Raw genomic sequence first — 18936 nt, 5'->3', positions numbered from 1 at the left:
GACGACGCCGAAAGGCTGTGTAAGAGAAGCGGTGTTCCGTCAAAGAAGGTTGTCAGAACGGGCTATCCGGTGGATGCGATTGTAAGAGAGGCAGAAAGATCAAAGGCTGACCTCATCGTCATAGGGTCTCATGGCAAGAGCACCATAAAGGCAACAATCCTCGGAAGCGTTACCTTTGGGATCATCCACAAGGACATGAAAGTTCCTGTCCTCGTAGTAAGAAGATAACGGCGTTTCAAGCAAGTCACTGGGAGGAGGGACATCTATGGAAGACATTAGGCGTATTCTTGTTGTAAGCAGAATGACGAGGTACTGCAGAAAGGCCGTGCATTATGGGATTTCCTTATCCCAAAAATACGGGGCTGAACTCTATGTGCTCCATGTGGTCCATGATTCTTTTATTTTCGGACGATGGAACCTCCCGATACCGTCTCTGGAAGAAGAGTACAAGAGAGCATTGCAGGAGGCGAAAGGGGAGCTGCATGCCATTATCGATCTGGAAAGAAAGAAGGGTATGGACATAAAGGAGGTGATTAAGGAGGGAAAACCCATAGAGGAAATTTTCAATACCGTGAAGGAAGAACAGATAGACCTTATTATTGTACTTGCGCACGAAGAGAGTCATCTGGAGCACTTTCTTTTCGGACGAAGTAACGATGAACTTGTCCGGAAGATGCCGTGTTCGGTTCTCTTGGTGAAAAAGGAACCGGAATCCGGGGGATTCTGACAAGGCCCATCTCTGTTCTGTGAAAGGTACGATGCCCTTGGGATGAAGGGGACAAAGATCTTCCGGACAAAGAACTTCAGAAGATAGCGGTCTTTTCCGCCCCCCCCCGATTGGCAGGCTTCGACAGCCCCGTCATAATACTGCCACGACGGCAGGGCGAAGCTATTTAAAGGTCTTCATGATATAGGCAGCAATCGCCTTCGCGTCCTTTTCAGAGATGACGTTCTCGCCGAACTTCACCATGCCTGGCCCCGGATTTCTCATCAGCTTAATGATGTCTTCTTCAGTCTTAATCTTATTCGCCTCGCGGTCCTTAGGGTTGAGTGTCTTCGTGACGATGACTACGTTGCTTCCGTTGGGATGGCACTTACTGCAGTGTTTCATGAACAACTCTTCCCCTCGGCTTTTTGAAGGCTCCTTTGCTGAAATTCCCGCAACGGTAAAAGAACAGAGAACCAGGGAGACAAGAACAGACACGACAATCCTTTTCATGCTTCCTCCTTCATCTCGTAGTTGGAATTGTGACATAAAATGTTCGGACACCATAGAGTCCCTTGAACAAAACGCTATAGGGACTTCTCCTGTGATGTCCCTATATATGATATCTCTTTATCCGAAATTGTCAAGAAAGGGGATATCCCAAGTCTTGTGAGCTACGTCTCTCATCTCGGTTCGTGACTATAAAAAGTGGCCTGACGATGGTACACTGGGAATCGGGAAGGGAATACGTATGCGTCGACGCATTGTTGAACGAAGCGATGAAGTTTGGCAGGTCGTTCATCGTCATCTTTGTGGTTGCTGATGAAAGGACGAAAATCGGGATAGATTACCTTATGCCGCCGGCAGATGATGAACAATCGACATGAAGAAAAGCACGAGGAACCTTTGTCTCCATGGATCGAAGTGTCAGAAACACATCTGAATTCAAGAATTTCTCCATTGAAGAGTCTCTAAAGATCCTCGAGACTTCCAACGAGGGGCTCTCAGAGGTCGACGCCGGGAAACGTCTTGAGATATTCGGCTATAACGAAATACCGGAGAAAAAGAAGAGCCCCTTCCTCGATTTTCTTCTCCGCTACTGGGGACCCATGCCGTGGCTGCTTGAGCTTGCAATGGGACTTTCATTTCTCCTGAGGCATTACCTTGAAGGGAGTATCATTTTTGTGTTGCTCACGGTAAATGCAGTCATCGGCCACATGCATACGCGGGAATCGCAGAAAGCGGTCGAACTCCTCAGGAAAAAACTGGCGGTCAAGGCAAAGGTATTGCGTCAAGGGGATTGGGTTACGAAACAGGCGAAAGAGATCGTGCCGGGAGACACCATCGCCGTAGGGCTCGGAGATATTGTTCCCGCCGATGCCAAGATCATGACCGGCGGGCTTTCCGTCGATCAATCGGCCCTGACCGGGGAATCGCTCCCTGCGGAGACGCGCGAATCAGACATAATCTATTCGAGTTCCGTAATCAGGCGTGGAGCTGCGAAATGCGTGGTGGTCAATACCGGCGCAAACACATATTTTGGCAGAACAGCGGAGCTGGTCAAAACAGCAAAACCGAAGTCCCACCAGGGGGAAGTGATGATGGCTATCGTCAGATACATGATGTATCTGGGTATGGCCGCATTGATGCTGATTTTGGCGTACGGCGCGATCATGAAACTGGAGGAACATATTCTTACCGTGCTTACCCTGGCGGTAATCTTCCTTATGGGCGCAGTCCCCGTGGCCCTTCCGGCTGTGCTCACCATTGTCCAGTCCGTTGGTGCAACGGAGCTCGCAAGAAGGGGGGCTTTAGTGACGAGGCTCGATTCTATCGAGGACGCCGCCTCAATAGACGTCCTCTGCTTTGACAAGACAGGCACGATAACCCAGAATACCTTATCGGTTGTCGAAAGCATACCGTTCTCCGGATATACGAAAGAGGATGTTGTCGCTGCAGCCGCTCTGGCCTCGCAAGAGGAGGGCATGGACATCATAGACCTCGCCGTCATTGGATATGCCAAAGGTATGAACGTCGATCTCAGCGGCTACAAAAGGATTTCTTATACCCCGTTTAATCCATTGATTAAAAGGACCGAGGCGATCATCGATGTCAAGACAAAACAGTTTAAGACTGTTAAGGGCGCAGCCCAGATCATCATGTCCATGTGCCGGGGAATCGAGCAAGAAGAGATCGAGAAGGCAAAGCGCATCGTAGAAGAGTCTTCCCGGAAGGGGCACAGAACGATAGCAGTCGCCCGTTCAGAAGGCTACGACCCGGATAGTCTTAAACTCGCGGGACTGCTTTCCCTGGCTGATCCAGTCAGGCCGGACTCCAAAGGCATGATAGAACAGACAAGGAGGCTGGGAATAAAGCCGATCATGCTGACGGGCGACAGCATGGCTATAGCGAAGGAGATAGCCCTTCAGGCGGGGATCGGTGGAAACATTGTCCGTATCGCGGACATCGGGGGCTTGAGCGATGATGAGCAGGTCAAGATTGTCGGAGAAAGCGACGGGTTTGCCGAGATCTATCCCGAGGATAAGTACAAGATCGTGAAACTTCTGCAGTCCAGGGGTCACATGGTAGGAATGACGGGAGATGGCGTCAACGATGCGCCTGCACTGAAACAGGCTGAGATGGGGATAGCCGTGAGCAATGCGACGGATGTGGCAAAGGCCTCTGCGAGTGTAGTCCTGACGGAGCCTGGCATGGGTGTCATAATCGATGCGATAACCATAAGCAGGAAGACCTATCAACGGATGTTGACATGGGTTATCAATAAGGTCACAAAGGTTATCGAATTCGTCGGTCTCCTGACCCTGAGTTTCTTCTGGCTCCATGACATTGTACTCTCCCTCCTCGGGATGTCGCTCCTCGTCTTTGCAAACGATTTCGTCACCATGTCTTTGGCGACAGACAATGTCGAACATACCACAAACCCGAACACATGGGATGTAAAAAACATCACGCTGGCATCGCTTGTACCGGGCATGCTCCTGGTCGTGGAAGGCATGCTCGTCATTGTGATAGGCGTAAAGTATTTCCATCTTGAATGGGAAAGACTCCGCACCCTGGTGATGCTCAATCTGGTATTCAACAGCCAGTTCAGGGTATTGATCGTAAGGGAGCGGAGGCACTTCTGGTCATCAATGCCGGGAAGGGAATTAGGTATCCTGAGCGCCGCGACTATAATCGGCTTCTTCCTGTTGGGAGTTTACGGTATCTTTGTCCCTTCCCTCACGCCGTATCAGGTTGCCGCTGTTCTGATATTCTCGGCAGTGGTGACGCTCGGTATTGATTTCCCGAAGTTTTATATGTTCAGAAGATTCAAATTATGATCCGAACGCTTCGCAGGGGGGGAGGCATCGCGACCATTACGATCAAGTCGTCTGGACAAGGGAGAAGGACAGGGAGCTATAATAATTTATGCAAGAGAAGCTGGGTGGGTGTATGGCGCCTCGTTCCTGTACGTCGGGTTTTTAGGTATGCGAGTTTTACTTGTTGAGGACGATAACAAGATAGCCTCTTTCATCGTGAAGGGGCTAAAGGCTGTGGGGTACGCGATCGACCATGTTTCGGATGGTGAGAATGGCCTTCACATGGCGATGACCGAATCCTATGACGCGGCCATTGTTGATATCATGTTGCCAAAGCTGGACGGGTTGTCTCTCGTCAGGAAGATGCGAACGGAGAGTATCCTTACGCCAGTCATCATGCTGAGCGCCAGGGGAGCTGTTGACGACCGTGTCAGGGGACTTCAGGCCGGAAGCGACGACTACATCACGAAGCCCTTCGCTTTTTCTGAACTCCTTGCACGGCTGCAGGCATTAATCAGGAGGGCGAGCGGCCAGGCTGAACCGACACGCCTGACCGTCGGGGATCTGTCCATGAATCTCATCACCCGTGAAGTGACCAGGGAGGGCCGGAAGATCGAATTGCAGCCAATGGAGTTTTCCCTCCTTGAGTATCTTCTGAGGAATTCGGGAAGGGTGGTTTCCAAGACCATGATCATGGAGCATGTCTGGGATTACAATTTCGACCCCCAGACCAATGTGGTGGAAGCGAGGATCTGCAGGCTGAGGGACAAGATTGACAGGGATTTTGCAAAGAAGCTGATCCGTACCATTCGTGGAGTGGGATATGTGCTTCAGGAAACTCCTTAACCTCAGGAGTACCCTTGCGTTCCGGCTGACCATCTGGTATGCCGGTATCTTTACGGTATCCTCCTTTGTTGCCTTTCTTTTATTTTATACCCTCATCTTGTCGGTCATCCGCGAACGTACCGATCAGGAGCTCCTGAGCCAGGTGAACAGGTTTTCTGTACTTCTGAGCAAAGAAGGCATCGCCGCCGTCGAGAATGCCACGATTATCGAAGCCCAGGCAGCAGGGGTAAAGAAAGTATTTTTTCGCCTTCTTCAGCCGGACGGACAGGTTTATTCTTCTACGAACGTCTCTTACTGGCAGGATATCGGCATTGAAAGGGCTGCCATACAGGAGCTGCTTCAGGGTAATGCCCCCGTCTTCGAGACGACTGTGATTCCCCATCGTAAGGACAAAGTGCGCATCCTTTACGCAATGCTTAGCCCGACCATGATCTTGCAGGTCGGACAGGCTATGGAGACTTATTCCCACCTTCTAAATGCGTTTAAGGAGAAATTTACCCTCACCATGAGTTGCCTCATTGTCATCGCCGCGGGGGTTGGCTGGTTTATGGCGAGGCGGGCTGTGTCCAGCGTTGAGGCAGTCACCCGAACAGCCCGCAAGATATCAAGCGGCGTCCTTCAAGAGAGGGTTCCGGTGACGGGCGGTGGAGATGAAATCGATCAGCTCGCCATCACCTTCAATGAAATGCTTGACCGTATTCAAATCCTCCTTGCAGAGCTCAGGGAAATGAGCGATAACATTGCCCATGATCTGAAAAGCCCCATTACGAGAATCCGCGGAGGCGCTGAGGTGACTCTCAGCACAGGAAAATCCCTGAGTGACTTTGAGTCCATGGCTGCCGGCACCGTTGAGGAATGCGACCGGCTTCTTGACATGATAAACACCATGCTCATGATCTCCAAGACAGAATCCGGGTTGAGCAGCCTCTCCCATGAGGAGATTGATATCTTCGGACTAGTCCGCGGCGCATGCGAATTGTTTGAACCCGTGGCTGAAGACAAGGGGGTGAGCCTGGACTGCGACGCTGCTGGCAGGAGCCTTATCGCTGGTGAAAGCCCTATGATCCAGAGAATGTTGTCCAATATCCTGGATAATGCGGTCAAGTACACCCCTCCAGGAGGGTCGGTAGAGGTCTCGGTTGCTGAGGATGGCAAGGAAGGGGTTGTGATTTCGGTTAAGGACACGGGAACCGGCATCCCTCCGTCTGACCTCTCCCGCATTTTCGAACGCTTTTATCGGGGTGATCAAAGCAGGTCGCAAGAGGGCACGGGGCTTGGTCTCAGCCTTGCCAGGGCAATCGCCAGGGCTCACGGCGGAGATATCAGTGTAACGAGCGGCCTGAACCAGGGGAGCGCCTTTACCATCACCCTGCCGAAATCTGCCTCTCATTGATCCTCATGACAGAGATGCGCACCGGTTTTTGCCCTCCATCCCACTCAGACTGCTGAATCCCTAACCATCGTATCATTCAGCCATCGTCATGCCGGTCCCTGAAGTTTATGAATTTATGCAATATTACCTTTCGGTAATCTTCCCGTCAGCTTTTGGTCAGGAACGCTGAACTAGAATAGAGTCAAGAATTGAGGATCATGTATCGCTCCGCGCAACAAGGAGGCAATCTATGGAGAAGAAGAACATCAGGAAAGTTCTCATCGCCTTGGTCCGGATGGCTCCCCACATTTGTGGATAAAGCGTGCGATGAGATTGAGATGTTCTCAGACCGGGTGTTTTACCTACAGCCCTCATAAAAGAGAGATTTCCATCTTTTGCCCGCGTAAGGAGAGCGGTGGGGGCTCGGACTGTGTTTTTAGGAGGAATCAATGAGTCCGCGAGAGTACCGTTCCATCGTGACAGGCATCCAGGGGCGCAAGCCGCCCTGCATACGGTGCAATGACAGTGGTGTAAGCTTTTGCATGAAGACCGGGTTTGAGTGCCAGAAGTTTGCTAGGTACTCGGCGTTGCCGATGACGAGGGAAATGATGAGTCCTCTGTCGGGAGCCTCTAAGAGATCCTGCGGAGAATGAGATCTGCGGAATAACCTGGCGTGAGAAAGACTACACTTAAGTCGGGATAAGTCCGGAAAGAGAAAACCGACAAAGCAAGGAGGTTAGAGTGATGATTACCGTGGACTTAGTAGAAGAAGTGGCTCTGAAGCTCTACGTCGAAAGTGGGAAGGCCGAGGGGCATGACCTTGACAACTGGCTCGAGGCAGAAAGGATTGTCTGGAACAGTATCGAGGAGGAGACAGAGTGCATGCTCCAGTTGCGGACATAGAAGTATGGAATTGAACGGGCGTAACTCAAGAATGCCTTCGATGATGTGATGTGCCTCGTTGGATGAACTGAGGCGCGCGGGAAAATCAGAATGACTGTTCCTGGTGTAGTGAGTCAGAAATCCCTTTACATGAGAAAGGTCGCAAAGTTTCTTGCACGTCATTCCCGAGGTAGTAATCGGGAATCCATTTTCTTCGGAAAACAAGGGAGCCTGGATTCCCGCCTTCGGGACAATGACAGGAAATGCACTCAAAACATATGTAAAGAAGCGTTGGCCGCGCTACACTAATCTTTCGGGGAAAGTTTATGCAGGATTGATTCCTCCTCCCTGACTTTTTTGTAGAACTCACATTTCTTACAGTCCTGATATTTCTTCGCAAAGGTGCCTTTCACCTCGCCGTTGCACATGGTCCCCACCACAACCCAACAGACCCTCCCGGCATTCTTCCCGCCCTGAATACCGTCATACCGTTTATCATCAGCGGCGGGACACACTCCGAGTTCGTCGGCTTGCCTGCCTCCCGGTTCCCTTCCGCACCCCATGAATTCCCAGCAGTTTATTTTTTTCATATAACCTCCAACTAGGCTTTCTTTATTATAACCTCGTTTTCTGAAATTCCGCATCACATGGACGGCACTGGTGATGAGCCATGCCCAGTGATTTCTTCTTGTTCTGTTTCGATACCTTAAGCGCCCTTCACTTTTGTACATAGAGAGAAAACCTAATAATTCTATACATAGCGTCCTTGAAATATGCGCATCGCATATTTGGAAAGCGGCATAAATGGCTGCAATGCATGGTTGAAATACGCCATTATTTATGACGCTATAACTTGACAAATACGTTAGACGTGATAGGCTTTAAGTAAGCTTTTTGGGGAGGGTTCAAGAAGGTAACAGCGTTGATTCTTACGAGTCGAATTTCGAATAAGCAGGAAAGGAGGGAGTGAAGACGGTAGTTGCCTGATGACTGGAACATTTTAGATAGGAGGCTAATCATGCTTGCGATGGTTTCAAGGATTTCATTACTTGTTGGAGTGATCTTGGTATTTGCCGTCTCTGCCTCAGCCCAAAACTGCGAGGATTGTCACAAACAAGTCACTCCGAAGGCCGTCTCAGACTGGCAAATAAGCAAACATAGCAAGAACGGCATTGGCTGTCCTTCGTGCCACGGAGACAAACATACGACCAGCCAGGATGTGGCAAACGTTCAGATTCCGACACCTGATATCTGTGCCAAGTGCCATGAAAAGCAGGTCAATCAATACAAGGGAGGTAAGCACGCATTCGGGTGGGCATCCATGAATGCGATGCCGACGATACATTGGCAGCCAATGGCGCTCATAGAGGGAATGAAGGGATGCGGAGCCTGCCATAAGATAGGAATGAAGAGTGAGACAGAGATAAAGGACCTGAAGAAGAGCGGCCAGATTTTTGGCAATGCCTCCTGCGACTCTTGCCATACGCGGCATACCTTTTCCGTGCAGGAAGCAAGGCAGCCGCAGGCCTGCTCGACCTGTCATATGGGGTTCGATCACCCGCAGTGGGAGATGTATTCAAGCTCAAAACACGGGGTAAGATTCTTACTCAAGCAAAACAAGGTATTGCCTGATGATGTTGCGGCGCCTACCTGCCAGACCTGTCATATGCAGGAGGGGAATCATGCCGTGAGGGCCGCCTGGGGATTCCTTGCCGTCCGCCTTCCCTTGCCGGGGGACAAACAGTGGGCAGCAGACCGCGCAACAATCCTGCAAGCGCTGGGGGTACTGGCTCCTGACGGGAAACCGACTGCGAGGCTTGATGTGGTGAAAGCTGCGGACCTTGCCAGACTGACCCAGGAAGAATGGCAGAAGGACCGTGACAAGATGATCAACACATGCCATCAGTGTCACTCCGTCAACTTTGCGAAGGCAGAACTGGAGAAGGGCGATCAGATGATCAAGGCGGCCGACCGCCTCATGGCCGAGGCGATTCTTACCGTTGCAGACCTGTATAAAGACGGCGTTCTCAAACAACCGAAAACCTACGCTTATCCCTTCCCTGATCTGCTCACCTTCCACGATGCGCCAACGGTTGTTGAGCAGAAGCTCTTTGTTATGTACCTCGAACATAGGATGAGGACATTCCAGGGGACATTCCATGCAAATCCTGATTATGCGCTGTGGTATGGATGGAGCGAAATGCAGAGGAGCTTAACGGAGATAAAGGAAATGGCGGCTGAAATGCGGGCAGCAGGTGAAAAGAAAGGCAAATGACATCATAATTCAATAGTTACGTAAGTGGCACTCTTTATGAAGACCTTGCAGAAAGGACATGAATATTGAGCTTCCCGCAAGGTCTTCTTTGTCTCCCCCCTAAATCCGCGTTGCTCATTTCCGGATGGAGGCGCCGCCATAGGACGAGATCTTTCCCTGTGAACCCCCAATCATGACAGCATAGCCTTTTTCATTTTATAATATAATGTGATGTCAAAAAGAGGAATGATCTTTTTATAAGAAGAAAGGCTTTCTCTGTCTGGTGCATGTTGCCGCGCAAGAATGACAAAGAGGTGATTCAGTGGTTGAGATAAAAGACATTGTGGAGGCGCAGGAGCATCTCAGGACCTTTGTCCACAAGACACCCCTGATCTATTCAATCTCTCTCAGCAGAATGACGACTGCCGAGGTGTATCTCAAGGCAGAAAACCTCCAGAAGACAGGATCGTTCAAGGCAAGGGGGGCATTTAACAAGATGCGTTTTCTCCAGGGTCAGAAGGTGATCGCAGCGTCCATGGGTAATCATGCACAGGGTGTTGCCTTTGCCGCTGCAGGACTGGGGATAAAGGCAGAGATTGTCATGCCCGTGACCACCCCCATCGTCAAAGAGGAGGCAACAAAGGGATATGGGGCAGAGGTTGTGCTTTACGGCGAAAACTTTGACGACGCCCTCAGGTATGCCCTGTCCCGGCGAGACTATACCTTCGTTCATGCATTTGATGATGATCTCGTCATCGCCGGGCAGGGGACGGTCGGTATGGAGATTATGGAGGAACTGAAGGAGATAGATTCGGTTCTCGTTCCCGTCGGAGGGGGAGGGCTGGTTTCTGGGGTTGCAATAGCCTTTAAGTCCCTGTCGCCAAAGACTGAGGTGATCGGCGTACAGACGGAATCAGCGTTGTCTGCGTATGTCTCCTTCAGGGAGAAGGAGATACGGGAGAGCCCTCCCCGGCCCACACTTGCTGATGGAATTGCGGTAGGGAGGATAGGTGAAAGGACGTTCAGGATCATGAGCCGATATGTGGATGACATGGTCGTGGTGAAAGAAGATTCTATTGCTATGGCGATCCTCCTGTTTCTTGAACGGAAAAAGCTCGTTGTTGAGGGGGCGGGCGCGGTCCCCCTTGCCGCCCTTCTCGAGAACAGGGAACGATTCAGGGGCAAGAAGGTTGTTCTTGTCGTCAGCGGCGGGAACATCGACTTCACCCTTATAGACAGGATAATCCATAAAGGTCTCAACGCAACGGGCAGAGTCGGTGTTTTCGAGGTGACCGTTGACGATACGCCGGGAAGCCTCCACTCCCTGACGGGGGTTATCGCCTCCCATCGGGGCAATATCCTGGATGTTGTTCATGACAGGCTTGCAAGTGATCTTCCCGTGGGAAAGACGCGTGTCATTGTTACGCTCGAGACGAGGGGGAAGCTCTTTTTCGATGAGATTGTTTCGGAGTTAAAGACAAAGGGCTTCGAGACAAAACGGAGGATCTGAAGGGCATGCCTTGGAATCGCTTAGGCCCTGCTTGGGCGGACCCCGTTGGAGAGAATTGATTAACATCGCTCATTATCTGAGGGTTAGGCACTGGAACAGTGTCAGAAGTATGATACCGGTATGACAGAGAAGAAACCCTGTAATCAATGCCCTTCGGAGACCGAGTCTCAGACAAGGGATGTCGAAGTTACCTACAAGGCCTTTAAGAAGGCTGAATACCTTGAAATCGGCAAGAAGAGACTTGGGACAGCAGAGAAAAAGACGATAAAAAGGACAGCCGGACATAAGGCAAGAAATTGCAGCAGTGATGAGACAACTCAAGGTCATTGGTTGACTGCTGAACGGAGGACGCTCCTTGTTGTCGCGGGAGCGGCAGTCATCGCCATCTTCGGAGTTATCTATCTTTGGCAGAGCGGAATGCTATCTGACTGGTGGAAGAATCTTGTCCGCTGAGTTGTTCTCGCTGATAGGTGATCTATTGCCCGCGGCAAGCAAACACTTCAAAAGCCGTCATTCCCGCGAGCGGAGCGCGTCGGGAACCCTTCTGAAAAAACAAAGATTCCGGACAAGCCGGAATGATAAACCACAATACGTTTCATATATTCAATTGCCGGAGTAAATAAGGAGGCGTTATGCCCTTTTTCGAGATTCATGAATCGCCTCTATTATTTCCTTGCGTGAAATATTCTTTCTTAACCCAGATACATCAAATGGCGAGCGGCGAACAGGAGCTTTCGGAACAATAGAAAACATATCTCCTTTTCGGCGACGAATAACAATTTCCTGCTTTTTTGATTCCTCAAGGATGTCTGCTAACTTTCCCCGTGCTTGAGAGTACATGTATGTTTTCATTTATTCCACCACCTTTATCAGCTATCCGTAGGATTTGTTTAGGCTATTTACCGATTAATTGATACCTTGGTTCTCTTAGCACTTAAAGAGAACCGTCCCCTTTATTTTTTTTTGATAACACGATATTGGTGGGAAGGATCAAAAAACATCGCTAATGGCAGGCATCAAGATGCCGCTTATATTATCATTCAAAAGTGTAGGAAGGCTTATAGAATATAATTTGTATCTTCCCTTTATTGGCTAAGTCAGTCCAACGTTTGTTACTGCTAGAATTCTCAGCGTATCTCATTACCATTATAGGCTTTATAGCGTCGTATTTCTCTACGCTAGTAATTGGGTATACCGATAAAAGCCTGCCAAGAACTTCATTCTTCTTGTAATATTTCACATAGTCAACTAGTTGCTTTATTTTAGAGGTCCTATCCTTTTTCAATTCAAAAAAGTACAGATCTTTGCTATCATAGCCAACAATATCAATCCTGTTTGGACCGTTCTCAAAAATCAACTCCGAAGCTATGAACTTTATGGGTCCACTACTGTTAACGATACTTTCCAAAGTCTTATTGTCCTCCATTGTATTAATAAGAGTCGCTTGCGTATATTCTTCTAATAATTCAGGGTGATCACATTTTCTTGCTTTAAAGTCAAGTTTCTTGAGTACCTCACGACTCTTTTCATCATCAGTTGAGGTAAATTTGGGGAATTCAACATAAAGCCTGTGTAAGCTCTCCCTCAACTCATCACGAGTTCGCGTGCCAACCCCTCTCATCGGCGCGATCGGGAGTGTGTATATAATTGTAACACCTGAGCTTGTTGGTCTTAAGTGAAAATACTTTCTTAATGAGTCCCTCTGACTTGGTTCAAGATTGAGCCAAACTTCTGAAGCCATCTCTGCATTTCTTATATGTTTATCTCCCAGCATCGTTACGCCTCCTTCTCACAAAAAGTATACTTCCAGGTCGCTAATGATTACAATGTTACTGAAATATTGTTTGAAATTGTCTCCGAACTCTGTATGGATCGGAATGACCATTTTAGCATTTATTGCCTTTGCGAATAATTGCAGATCGTGAACAGGAGCATGCCCGCTGGTGTGGGCATATGTAAAATTGACCATAGGATCGGCACGATAGTCGGCGATCTGTTTTGATCCGAATGACTGATGTTCCGGATCGTCAAGATAGCCTTTCCATTGAGAATAGATAACATTGACGGGTTTTTCCTTCTTATATGTATTAACAATCCTGAACCTTGACATCTTAGAGACACAAACATATCGTTCCGGGTGATCATAAAGTGCCTCTTTCCTAATACGATATTTGGTATAAACCCGTTGCCTGAAGTCTCCGAAATACTCTGGGCTGGCCTTAACCTTTTTATCCTGCCCATATTCGGCAAAGACTCTGATGTTGTTCCAATCCATCGCCGGTACATTCAAGCCAGCGTTCTTGAGCAGCTCTAATACCCATGCTGTATAAAAATCAAGGACAAGGGTTTTCCGAGCTTTCAGGCAGGCTTTGAAGGCGGAAACAATGCGGTCGATATTCTGGGAGGAGCAAATCAGGAAGGTTATGTTTTTCTGGTCTTTGATAATCTCAAAGATTTTTTTCTCTACAGATTTCTCGTCGGGGTAATCGTCGTTGTTACGTCCGAGCATGGAGCCTTCCATGAAAAGCAGATCGATATCCCTCGGTGGGTTCTCGATTATTCTTCTAAAGAGCACTGACTTTCTTCCATGCCCTCGGAAATCGCCACTGTAAAACACCCGCTTGTCATCAGCTTCGATCAGAAAGGCATAAGCGTCGCAAGCGGAATGGTCAACAAGATAGGGAGTTATGATAAAATCTCCAATAGTAAAAGGCTCCCAGGACTTGAAATGGTGAAAATCGTTCTTCTGAAGTTCCTTGCTGAGCAGGATTCTTGTTGCGTCGATCAGCTTTTTCCCGAGTTCACCAATATAGACCGGCACGTTTTCTTCCAGCGTGTCTATCAGCCCGTAATGGTCGGCATGAGGGTGGCTTATCAGAACTGCATCTTTCTTTATTCCTGAAAGGTTAAGGGCTTTGCTGTCTTTCCTTAGGGGAAGCCCCAAATCGAGCAGTATCGTCGTCCTATCAGTCGAAAGCTGAATACACGTACCGCCAATCTCTTTAGTGCCACGATGGATGATTATCTTCATTAGATGCGCTCTCTAAATACTGTTCTTCTCTAGCCCCCATCAGCCCTTCCTGTAAGCGGTCTCAAGCCGTGCCCTTGTCTGTATGAATGAATTTGCACTGCCTCCGCAAATTCTTTTCTCAGTCTTTCCCTGAACCAGGTGGGTTCAATAACCTCAACATAAATAAAAATAAAGGGGACGGTTCTGTTTATTTCTCCTTCGTCAATTGTTGTCTCTCTTACCACTTAAACAGAACCGTTCTCTTTATTCTCGGTATATCCGCCCGAAGGCGGCTCTGACTCGATAGGTAATATGCCTTGTTGCGAAGAGAACAGGAAAGCCGGCGGCAGGGGATGGGAGCAACATGCTTGAAGCAGCCCCTGTGCCGGACTTACTATAAAAACATCGCCTCAAAATCCCGTGGGGTGATGATCCTGACGACCTTATGCCTCTTGAGCTCCAGGAGGTCCGCATCTCCCGTAACCAGATACTCCGCTTCTGCAGCCAGCGCACAAGCAAGAATGTTGTCATCATCAGCGTCCCGGCAGACACCTTTGACATTCAGGGTATGCTCGATGATCCGGTCGACCGCCTCGGTGACGGGCTCCATTGCCGATGCTGTTTCTTCATCTCCAAGGCGAAATTTCCTCGACAGGATACGCCGGACTTCCTTCATGATAAAAGGACATGAGACAAGGGAGAATTCTCCGGCGCGCGCCCGGTGCAGCAGTTTCGCGCAGATGCCCTCGGTGATCAGCGTGGCGATAAGGACATTGGTGTCAAAGACCGCGATCATGAGATCGCTTTGAACACGTCTTCCTCGCTGACGATCCCAACCCTCTTCGCCTTGGGGCCGAGCCGTTTCTGGACAGCCCGGAGCTTCGTCTCCCACAGAAACAAGCCCAGGGCTTCCTTCACGATGTCGCTCTTATTGCGGCCAGTAGTTTTTGCAAGTCTGTCGAGTTCTTCAGACATGTTTTCCGGAAGACTGACTGACAATACTGTTCTCATCATTCATCTCCTGTATTACAATACACTACAATGACCACAAAGTCAAAGGATCAGGGTGTAGAGAGTTACGTCTTCTCGTCACGGAACTCGGGTTTAATCTGCGTTATCGGTATTGAAGTAACGCGGGTCTTTAGCGCATAATAGAGCATTCCGCTTATATAACACAGGGAGAGGTATCTTGACAGGAGGCAACATAGCCATCGGGATCATAGGTTTCGGGACCGTCGGAAGCGGAACGGCGAAGATCCTTCTGAATAATCGTGACATCATCAGGGAACGAATTGGCTTTGATCTCATCCTGAAGAGGATATCTGATCTTGATATCACAAGGGACAGGGGGATCAAGGTCTCTGAAGGCGTCCTGACGACGAAGGCTGGAGAGATCCTGGATGACCCTGAAATTGATATTGTCGTCGAACTCATCGGCGGCATACACCCTGCCAAGGACTTTATTCTCAGGGCGATAAGGAACAAGAAACATGTTGTCACGGCGAACAAGGCCCTCCTTGCTACCGAAGGGAACGAGATATTCAGCGAGGCCGAGAAGCAGGGTGTGGAGGTGGGATTTGAGGCGTCGGTCGCAGGCGGGATCCCCATCATCAAGGTCTTGAGAGAAGGCCTCGTGGCAAACAGAATTTTGAATGTTTACGGCATAATCAACGGCACCTCAAATTATATCCTGAGCAGGATGACGGAAGAGCGGATCGAATTCTCCCATGCCCTCAAGGAAGCACAGAAACTCGGGTACGCAGAGGCAGACCCGACCTTTGATGTGGAGGGCATAGATTCTGCTCATAAGCTCACCATACTCGCATCATTGGCGTACAATATCCCCCTTGCCTACAAGGACGTCTACCGAGAAGGGATCACGAAAATTACGCCGCAGGACATCGAATTTGCTTCGGAACTTGGTTACAAGATAAAGCTCCTCACCATAGCCAAGGCAGTGGACGGTGAGGTCGAACTGAGGGTCCATCCGACGATGATCCCGGCTGATTACCTCATCTCAAAGGTTGATGGTGTCTTCAATGCCATATACGTAGAAGGAGATGCTGTGGGATCGACACTCTATTACGGGAGGGGAGCAGGGGATATGCCCACGGGGAGCGCCATCGTGAGCGATATCATCGACATCGCGCGAAACATGAAGATCAATTCCACCGGCAGGGTCCCTCTTATCAGGACGACGCCGTCGCCCCTCAGGATAAGGAAGATGGAAGATGTGGAGTCCATGTATTTCTTCAGATTCTCTGCCTTTGACAGCCCCGGTGTGCTTTCGAAGATATCCGGTATCCTCGGCGATAACAATATAAGCATAGCATCGGTTATCCAGAAGGGAAGGCGTTTTGGCGGAGCCGTCCCCCTTGTAGTCCTGACTCACAGGGCAAGGGAACGAGACGTTCTCAGGGCAATCGAAGCGATTGACCACCTCCCTGTTGTGGCTGACAAGACCCACTTCATCAGGGTCGAGGGCAAGGAAGGATAGAGAAGAAGGCCGAAGGTTAATCACTGTTTTGGAGGTGAGGGGATGGAAGGGATAAAACCGGACAAGTCGATCAACATAAAGGGGCTCACCTGTCCTTATACCTTTGTAAAATCAAAGATCGCCATCGAGGACATGGAGGTCGGTCAGGTTTTGGAGATACTCCTCGATTACGAGGAGGCCTCAAGGAGCATCCCAAAATCAATGGAAGACCATGGACAAAAGGTCCTGAAGGTGGAGAAGATCAATGATACCGATTGGATACTCCAGATCAGGAAGGAGAAGGAATAATGGAATTCACCGAAGACCAACTCCAGAGATACAGCAGGCATATCATCCTACCCGAAGTTGGGGGCAAGGGACAGAAGAAGCTCCTGAAGGCAAAGGTCTTTCTTATCGGAGCAGGCGGCCTCGGCTGTCCTGTGGGATATTATTTGGCTGCAGCAGGTATCGGCACCATCGGCATCATTGATAACGACACCGTGGAGATGAGCAATCTCCAGAGGCAGATCGCCCACAGCACGAAGACCATCGGCCTTCCCAAGGTCGAGTCAGCGAGGGCTGCGTTCGAGGCGCTCAATCCTGATGTGAAGGTGATCGGGATGCAGGAGAGGATAAGCAAGGACAATATCCTTGATCTCATCAGGGACTATGATGTGGTGGTGGACGGCAGTGATAATTTCCCTACGCGGTACCTTGTGAACGATGCCTGCGTTTTTCTGAGGAAGCCCCTCGTGAGCGGTGCGATCCTCAAATTTGAAGGCCAGGTCACCACGATTGTCCCCGGAGAAGGGCACTGTTACCGCTGTCTCTTCGAGGACATGCCGCCGGCAGGCCTCGTTCCGACATGCCAGGAAGCCGGTGTCATCGGCGCCATACCGGGCGTTGTCGGTTCCCTTCAGGCCATCGAGGTCTTCAAACTGATTCTCGGCAAGGGTGAAATCCTGAAGAACACCCTCCTGATATACGATGCCCTGAAGACGACATTCAGACGTGTCAGGGTGCCGAAGAACCCCGATTGTCCGGTCTGCGGAGACAACCCGACCATCACAGAGCTCCGGGATTACGAGGCTGACTACTGCATACTCTGAGGGCCGGCCAAGGAAATGTCTGAGATAAGAGTCCCCGCCAGGATCTTTGATGAGATGATCGCCCATTGCCGGCGGGGATACCCGAATGAGTCGTGCGGCATTCTTGCCGGCAAGGGCAACAAGGTCTCGGCCCTCTACCCCATGACCAATATCGAGAACTCCCCCGTCAGTTATTTGATGGACCCCTCCGAACAATTCAAGGCCATGAAGGATATGAGGGAGAAGGACCTCGCCATGGTTGCCATCTTCCATTCCCATCCTGCTTCCGCCCCATTCCCTTCCAATAAGGACGTGAGCCTCGCCTATTATGATGACTGTGACTATGTCATCGTCAGCCTTGCCGAAGACATGGCTGTTGTCAAGGGCTTTCTCATCAAGGAGGCTCGCGTGGAAGAGGTTGCGATTGTCATAGAAGACTAACCTCGGCTGGTCCCCGGGGGGCAAGACTCAAGAGGGCTCTCGCAGGCCTTCGCTGCCGGACGCCCGTCCAATCCGTTTACGAATTCTGGACAAGGGACCTGAAATGTGATAACATTCCCGAAAGATAACGAGAAAGACGGTCCGGAGGGTGCTTGCTTATCGAGTATCAATCCTTTTCCTTTTCCCTGGAAGCGAAAGATACCATACTTTTGCCTTCCTACAAAGGCTCCACATTGAGGGGCGGCTTCGGAAATGCTTTCAGAAGAGTAGTCTGTGCCCTCAAGAAAAATGATTGCCTCGACTGCCTCCTTAAAGAGAAGTGTGTCTATTCCTATGTTTTTGAAACACCACCACCCCGGGACACCAAAATCATGCGGAAGTATAAATCGGCGCCTCACCCTTTTATCATAGAGCCACCACCTGAAAAGAGGCATGCCTACACGCAGGGAGAAAGAATTACTTTTGGGCTTACCCTGATTGGCAAGGCGATTGATTACCTTCCCTATTTCATTTATACCTTTGACGAACTGGGGAAGGTCGGTCTCGGGAAGGGCAGGGGGAAGTACTTTCTTGACAGGGTCTCTGTCTCCCCCCTTCTTCCCCCCCTTGAGGGGAGGGGATGCAGGGGAGGGTGAAATCTATAACTCAAAGACGAAGACCCTCAAATCCTTTGAGCGATATGTTTTGAATGTTGAACTTGGCATAAGGGAACTGTCCCAAGATTTACCGACCGCGGGGAGTGAGGTGGTAGAAAAGGGACTGTCCCCACTCTTGACGCTTTCCTTCCTTACTCCCACGAGACTTGTGTATGACGGGCATCTAACCCTCGACCTCGAGTTTCACGTGCTGATCCGACAAATCCTCAGAAGGCTTTCCCTTCTTGGCTATTTTCATTGCGGGGTCGATCCTTTGGGCATCGATTTTAAGAGGATGATCGAAGCGGCGAAGCTGGTGAAGGTGAAAGACTGCAATTTGAAATGGTATGACTGGGAGAGGTATTCGGCAAGGCAGGATACGAGGATGAAGATGGG

The 18936-nt window shown here is 49.9% G+C and carries 24 protein-coding genes; 16 read left to right on the top strand and 8 right to left on the bottom strand.

All coding sequences use genetic code 11. The annotated features are described in order from the left end of the window. The coding region (locus VFG09_14540; GenBank protein ID HET6516374.1) for a universal stress protein at positions 1 to 228 on the top strand (228 nt) is incomplete at its 5' end. Positions 229 to 265: 37 nt separating this feature from the next. Then, positions 266 to 727 carry a universal stress protein gene (locus tag VFG09_14535; protein ID HET6516373.1) on the top strand — a complete coding sequence of 154 codons (462 nt, stop codon included), beginning with the start codon at positions 266 to 268 and terminating at the stop codon, positions 725 to 727. Positions 728 to 889: 162 nt separating this feature from the next. Here the strand turns inward: VFG09_14535 and VFG09_14530 are convergent, their stop codons facing one another. Next, on the bottom strand, positions 890 to 1219 hold the full coding sequence (locus VFG09_14530; GenBank protein HET6516372.1) for a c-type cytochrome: 330 nt from the start codon (positions 1217 to 1219) through the stop codon (positions 890 to 892). A gap of 206 nt (positions 1220 to 1425) precedes the next feature. Between VFG09_14530 and VFG09_14525 the strand changes: the two genes are divergently transcribed. From VFG09_14525 to VFG09_14505, 5 genes are all read left to right on the top strand, one after another. Beyond that, positions 1426 to 1593 carry a hypothetical protein gene (locus VFG09_14525; protein ID HET6516371.1) on the top strand — a complete coding sequence of 56 codons (168 nt, stop codon included), beginning with the start codon at positions 1426 to 1428 and terminating at the stop codon, positions 1591 to 1593. 27 nt (positions 1594 to 1620) lie between these two features. Next, positions 1621 to 4047: a plasma-membrane proton-efflux P-type ATPase gene (locus VFG09_14520; protein ID HET6516370.1), complete on the top strand. Its 2427-nt coding sequence runs from the start codon at positions 1621 to 1623 to the stop codon at positions 4045 to 4047. Positions 4048 to 4194: 147 nt separating this feature from the next. Beyond that, positions 4195 to 4872, top strand: coding sequence for a response regulator transcription factor (locus tag VFG09_14515; protein HET6516369.1), 678 nt, complete (start codon positions 4195 to 4197; stop codon positions 4870 to 4872). Beyond that, entirely contained in the window at positions 4850 to 6265 is a 1416-nt protein-coding gene (locus tag VFG09_14510) for an ATP-binding protein (GenBank protein ID HET6516368.1), read from the top strand. Before VFG09_14515 ends, VFG09_14510 begins: the two co-directional genes overlap by 23 nt. Positions 6266 to 6988: 723 nt before the next feature. After that, positions 6989 to 7147, top strand: coding sequence for a DUF2934 domain-containing protein (locus VFG09_14505; GenBank protein HET6516367.1), 159 nt, complete (start codon positions 6989 to 6991; stop codon positions 7145 to 7147). A gap of 284 nt (positions 7148 to 7431) precedes the next feature. Here the strand turns inward: VFG09_14505 and VFG09_14500 are convergent, their stop codons facing one another. Continuing rightward, positions 7432 to 7716, bottom strand: a complete 285-nt coding sequence (locus VFG09_14500; GenBank protein HET6516366.1) for a hypothetical protein — start codon at positions 7714 to 7716, stop codon at positions 7432 to 7434. 428 nt (positions 7717 to 8144) lie between these two features. On the opposite strand from VFG09_14500, the gene VFG09_14495 reads away from it, so the two are divergent. From VFG09_14495 to VFG09_14485, 3 genes are all read left to right on the top strand, one after another. Then, positions 8145 to 9401 (top strand): multiheme c-type cytochrome, encoded by a 1257-nt coding sequence (locus VFG09_14495; GenBank protein ID HET6516365.1) that lies wholly within the window; start codon positions 8145 to 8147, stop codon positions 9399 to 9401. A gap of 301 nt (positions 9402 to 9702) precedes the next feature. Beyond that, the gene (ilvA, locus tag VFG09_14490; protein ID HET6516364.1) at positions 9703 to 10890 is read left to right on the top strand and encodes a threonine ammonia-lyase; all 1188 of its coding nucleotides are present in this window, start codon (positions 9703 to 9705) and stop codon (positions 10888 to 10890) included. 120 nt (positions 10891 to 11010) lie between these two features. Further along, entirely contained in the window at positions 11011 to 11343 is a 333-nt protein-coding gene (locus VFG09_14485; protein HET6516363.1) for a hypothetical protein, read from the top strand. Positions 11344 to 11520: 177 nt separating this feature from the next. Here VFG09_14485 and VFG09_14480 read toward each other — a convergent pair whose 3' ends face one another. The 6 genes from VFG09_14480 to VFG09_14455 form a co-directional block, all read right to left on the bottom strand. Beyond that, positions 11521 to 11742, bottom strand: coding sequence for a hypothetical protein (locus VFG09_14480; protein HET6516362.1), 222 nt, complete (start codon positions 11740 to 11742; stop codon positions 11521 to 11523). Positions 11743 to 11926: 184 nt separating this feature from the next. After that, positions 11927 to 12664, bottom strand: a complete 738-nt coding sequence (locus tag VFG09_14475; protein ID HET6516361.1) for a hypothetical protein — start codon at positions 12662 to 12664, stop codon at positions 11927 to 11929. 15 nt (positions 12665 to 12679) lie between these two features. After that, complete coding sequence (locus tag VFG09_14470) at positions 12680 to 13921, bottom strand: MBL fold metallo-hydrolase (protein HET6516360.1); 1242 nt, start codon at positions 13919 to 13921, stop codon at positions 12680 to 12682. A 29-nt stretch (positions 13922 to 13950) separates the two neighbouring features. Then, entirely contained in the window at positions 13951 to 14145 is a 195-nt protein-coding gene (locus tag VFG09_14465; protein ID HET6516359.1) for a hypothetical protein, read from the bottom strand. A gap of 149 nt (positions 14146 to 14294) precedes the next feature. Further along, positions 14295 to 14696 carry a putative toxin-antitoxin system toxin component, PIN family gene (locus VFG09_14460; protein HET6516358.1) on the bottom strand — a complete coding sequence of 134 codons (402 nt, stop codon included), beginning with the start codon at positions 14694 to 14696 and terminating at the stop codon, positions 14295 to 14297. Beyond that, positions 14693 to 14914 carry a ribbon-helix-helix protein, CopG family gene (locus VFG09_14455; protein ID HET6516357.1) on the bottom strand — a complete coding sequence of 74 codons (222 nt, stop codon included), beginning with the start codon at positions 14912 to 14914 and terminating at the stop codon, positions 14693 to 14695. Before VFG09_14455 ends, VFG09_14460 begins: the two co-directional genes overlap by 4 nt. Before the next feature lie 175 nt (positions 14915 to 15089). On the opposite strand from VFG09_14455, the gene VFG09_14450 reads away from it, so the two are divergent. The 6 genes from VFG09_14450 to VFG09_14425 form a co-directional block, all read left to right on the top strand. Next, entirely contained in the window at positions 15090 to 16397 is a 1308-nt protein-coding gene (locus VFG09_14450; GenBank protein HET6516356.1) for a homoserine dehydrogenase, read from the top strand. Between the two features lie 42 nt (positions 16398 to 16439). Continuing rightward, a complete protein-coding gene (locus tag VFG09_14445; protein HET6516355.1) occupies positions 16440 to 16685 on the top strand; it encodes a sulfurtransferase TusA family protein in 246 nt (81 codons plus the stop codon). Further along, entirely contained in the window at positions 16685 to 17485 is an 801-nt protein-coding gene (moeB, locus tag VFG09_14440; protein HET6516354.1) for a molybdopterin-synthase adenylyltransferase MoeB, read from the top strand. Before VFG09_14445 ends, moeB begins: the two co-directional genes overlap by 1 nt. A gap of 15 nt (positions 17486 to 17500) precedes the next feature. Beyond that, positions 17501 to 17905: a M67 family metallopeptidase gene (locus VFG09_14435; GenBank protein ID HET6516353.1), complete on the top strand. Its 405-nt coding sequence runs from the start codon at positions 17501 to 17503 to the stop codon at positions 17903 to 17905. A 152-nt stretch (positions 17906 to 18057) separates the two neighbouring features. After that, positions 18058 to 18540 (top strand): hypothetical protein, encoded by a 483-nt coding sequence (locus VFG09_14430; protein HET6516352.1) that lies wholly within the window; start codon positions 18058 to 18060, stop codon positions 18538 to 18540. A gap of 109 nt (positions 18541 to 18649) precedes the next feature. After that, positions 18650 to 18936, top strand: a 287-nt coding sequence (locus tag VFG09_14425; protein ID HET6516351.1) for a CRISPR-associated protein Cas6, incomplete at its 3' end; no start/stop codon positions are given.

It is taken from the genome of Thermodesulfovibrionales bacterium, from assembly GCA_035686305.1.
GTDB lineage: Bacteria > Nitrospirota > Thermodesulfovibrionia > Thermodesulfovibrionales > UBA9159 > DASRZP01.
This window is presented reverse-complemented; position numbering and strand designations above follow the sequence as displayed.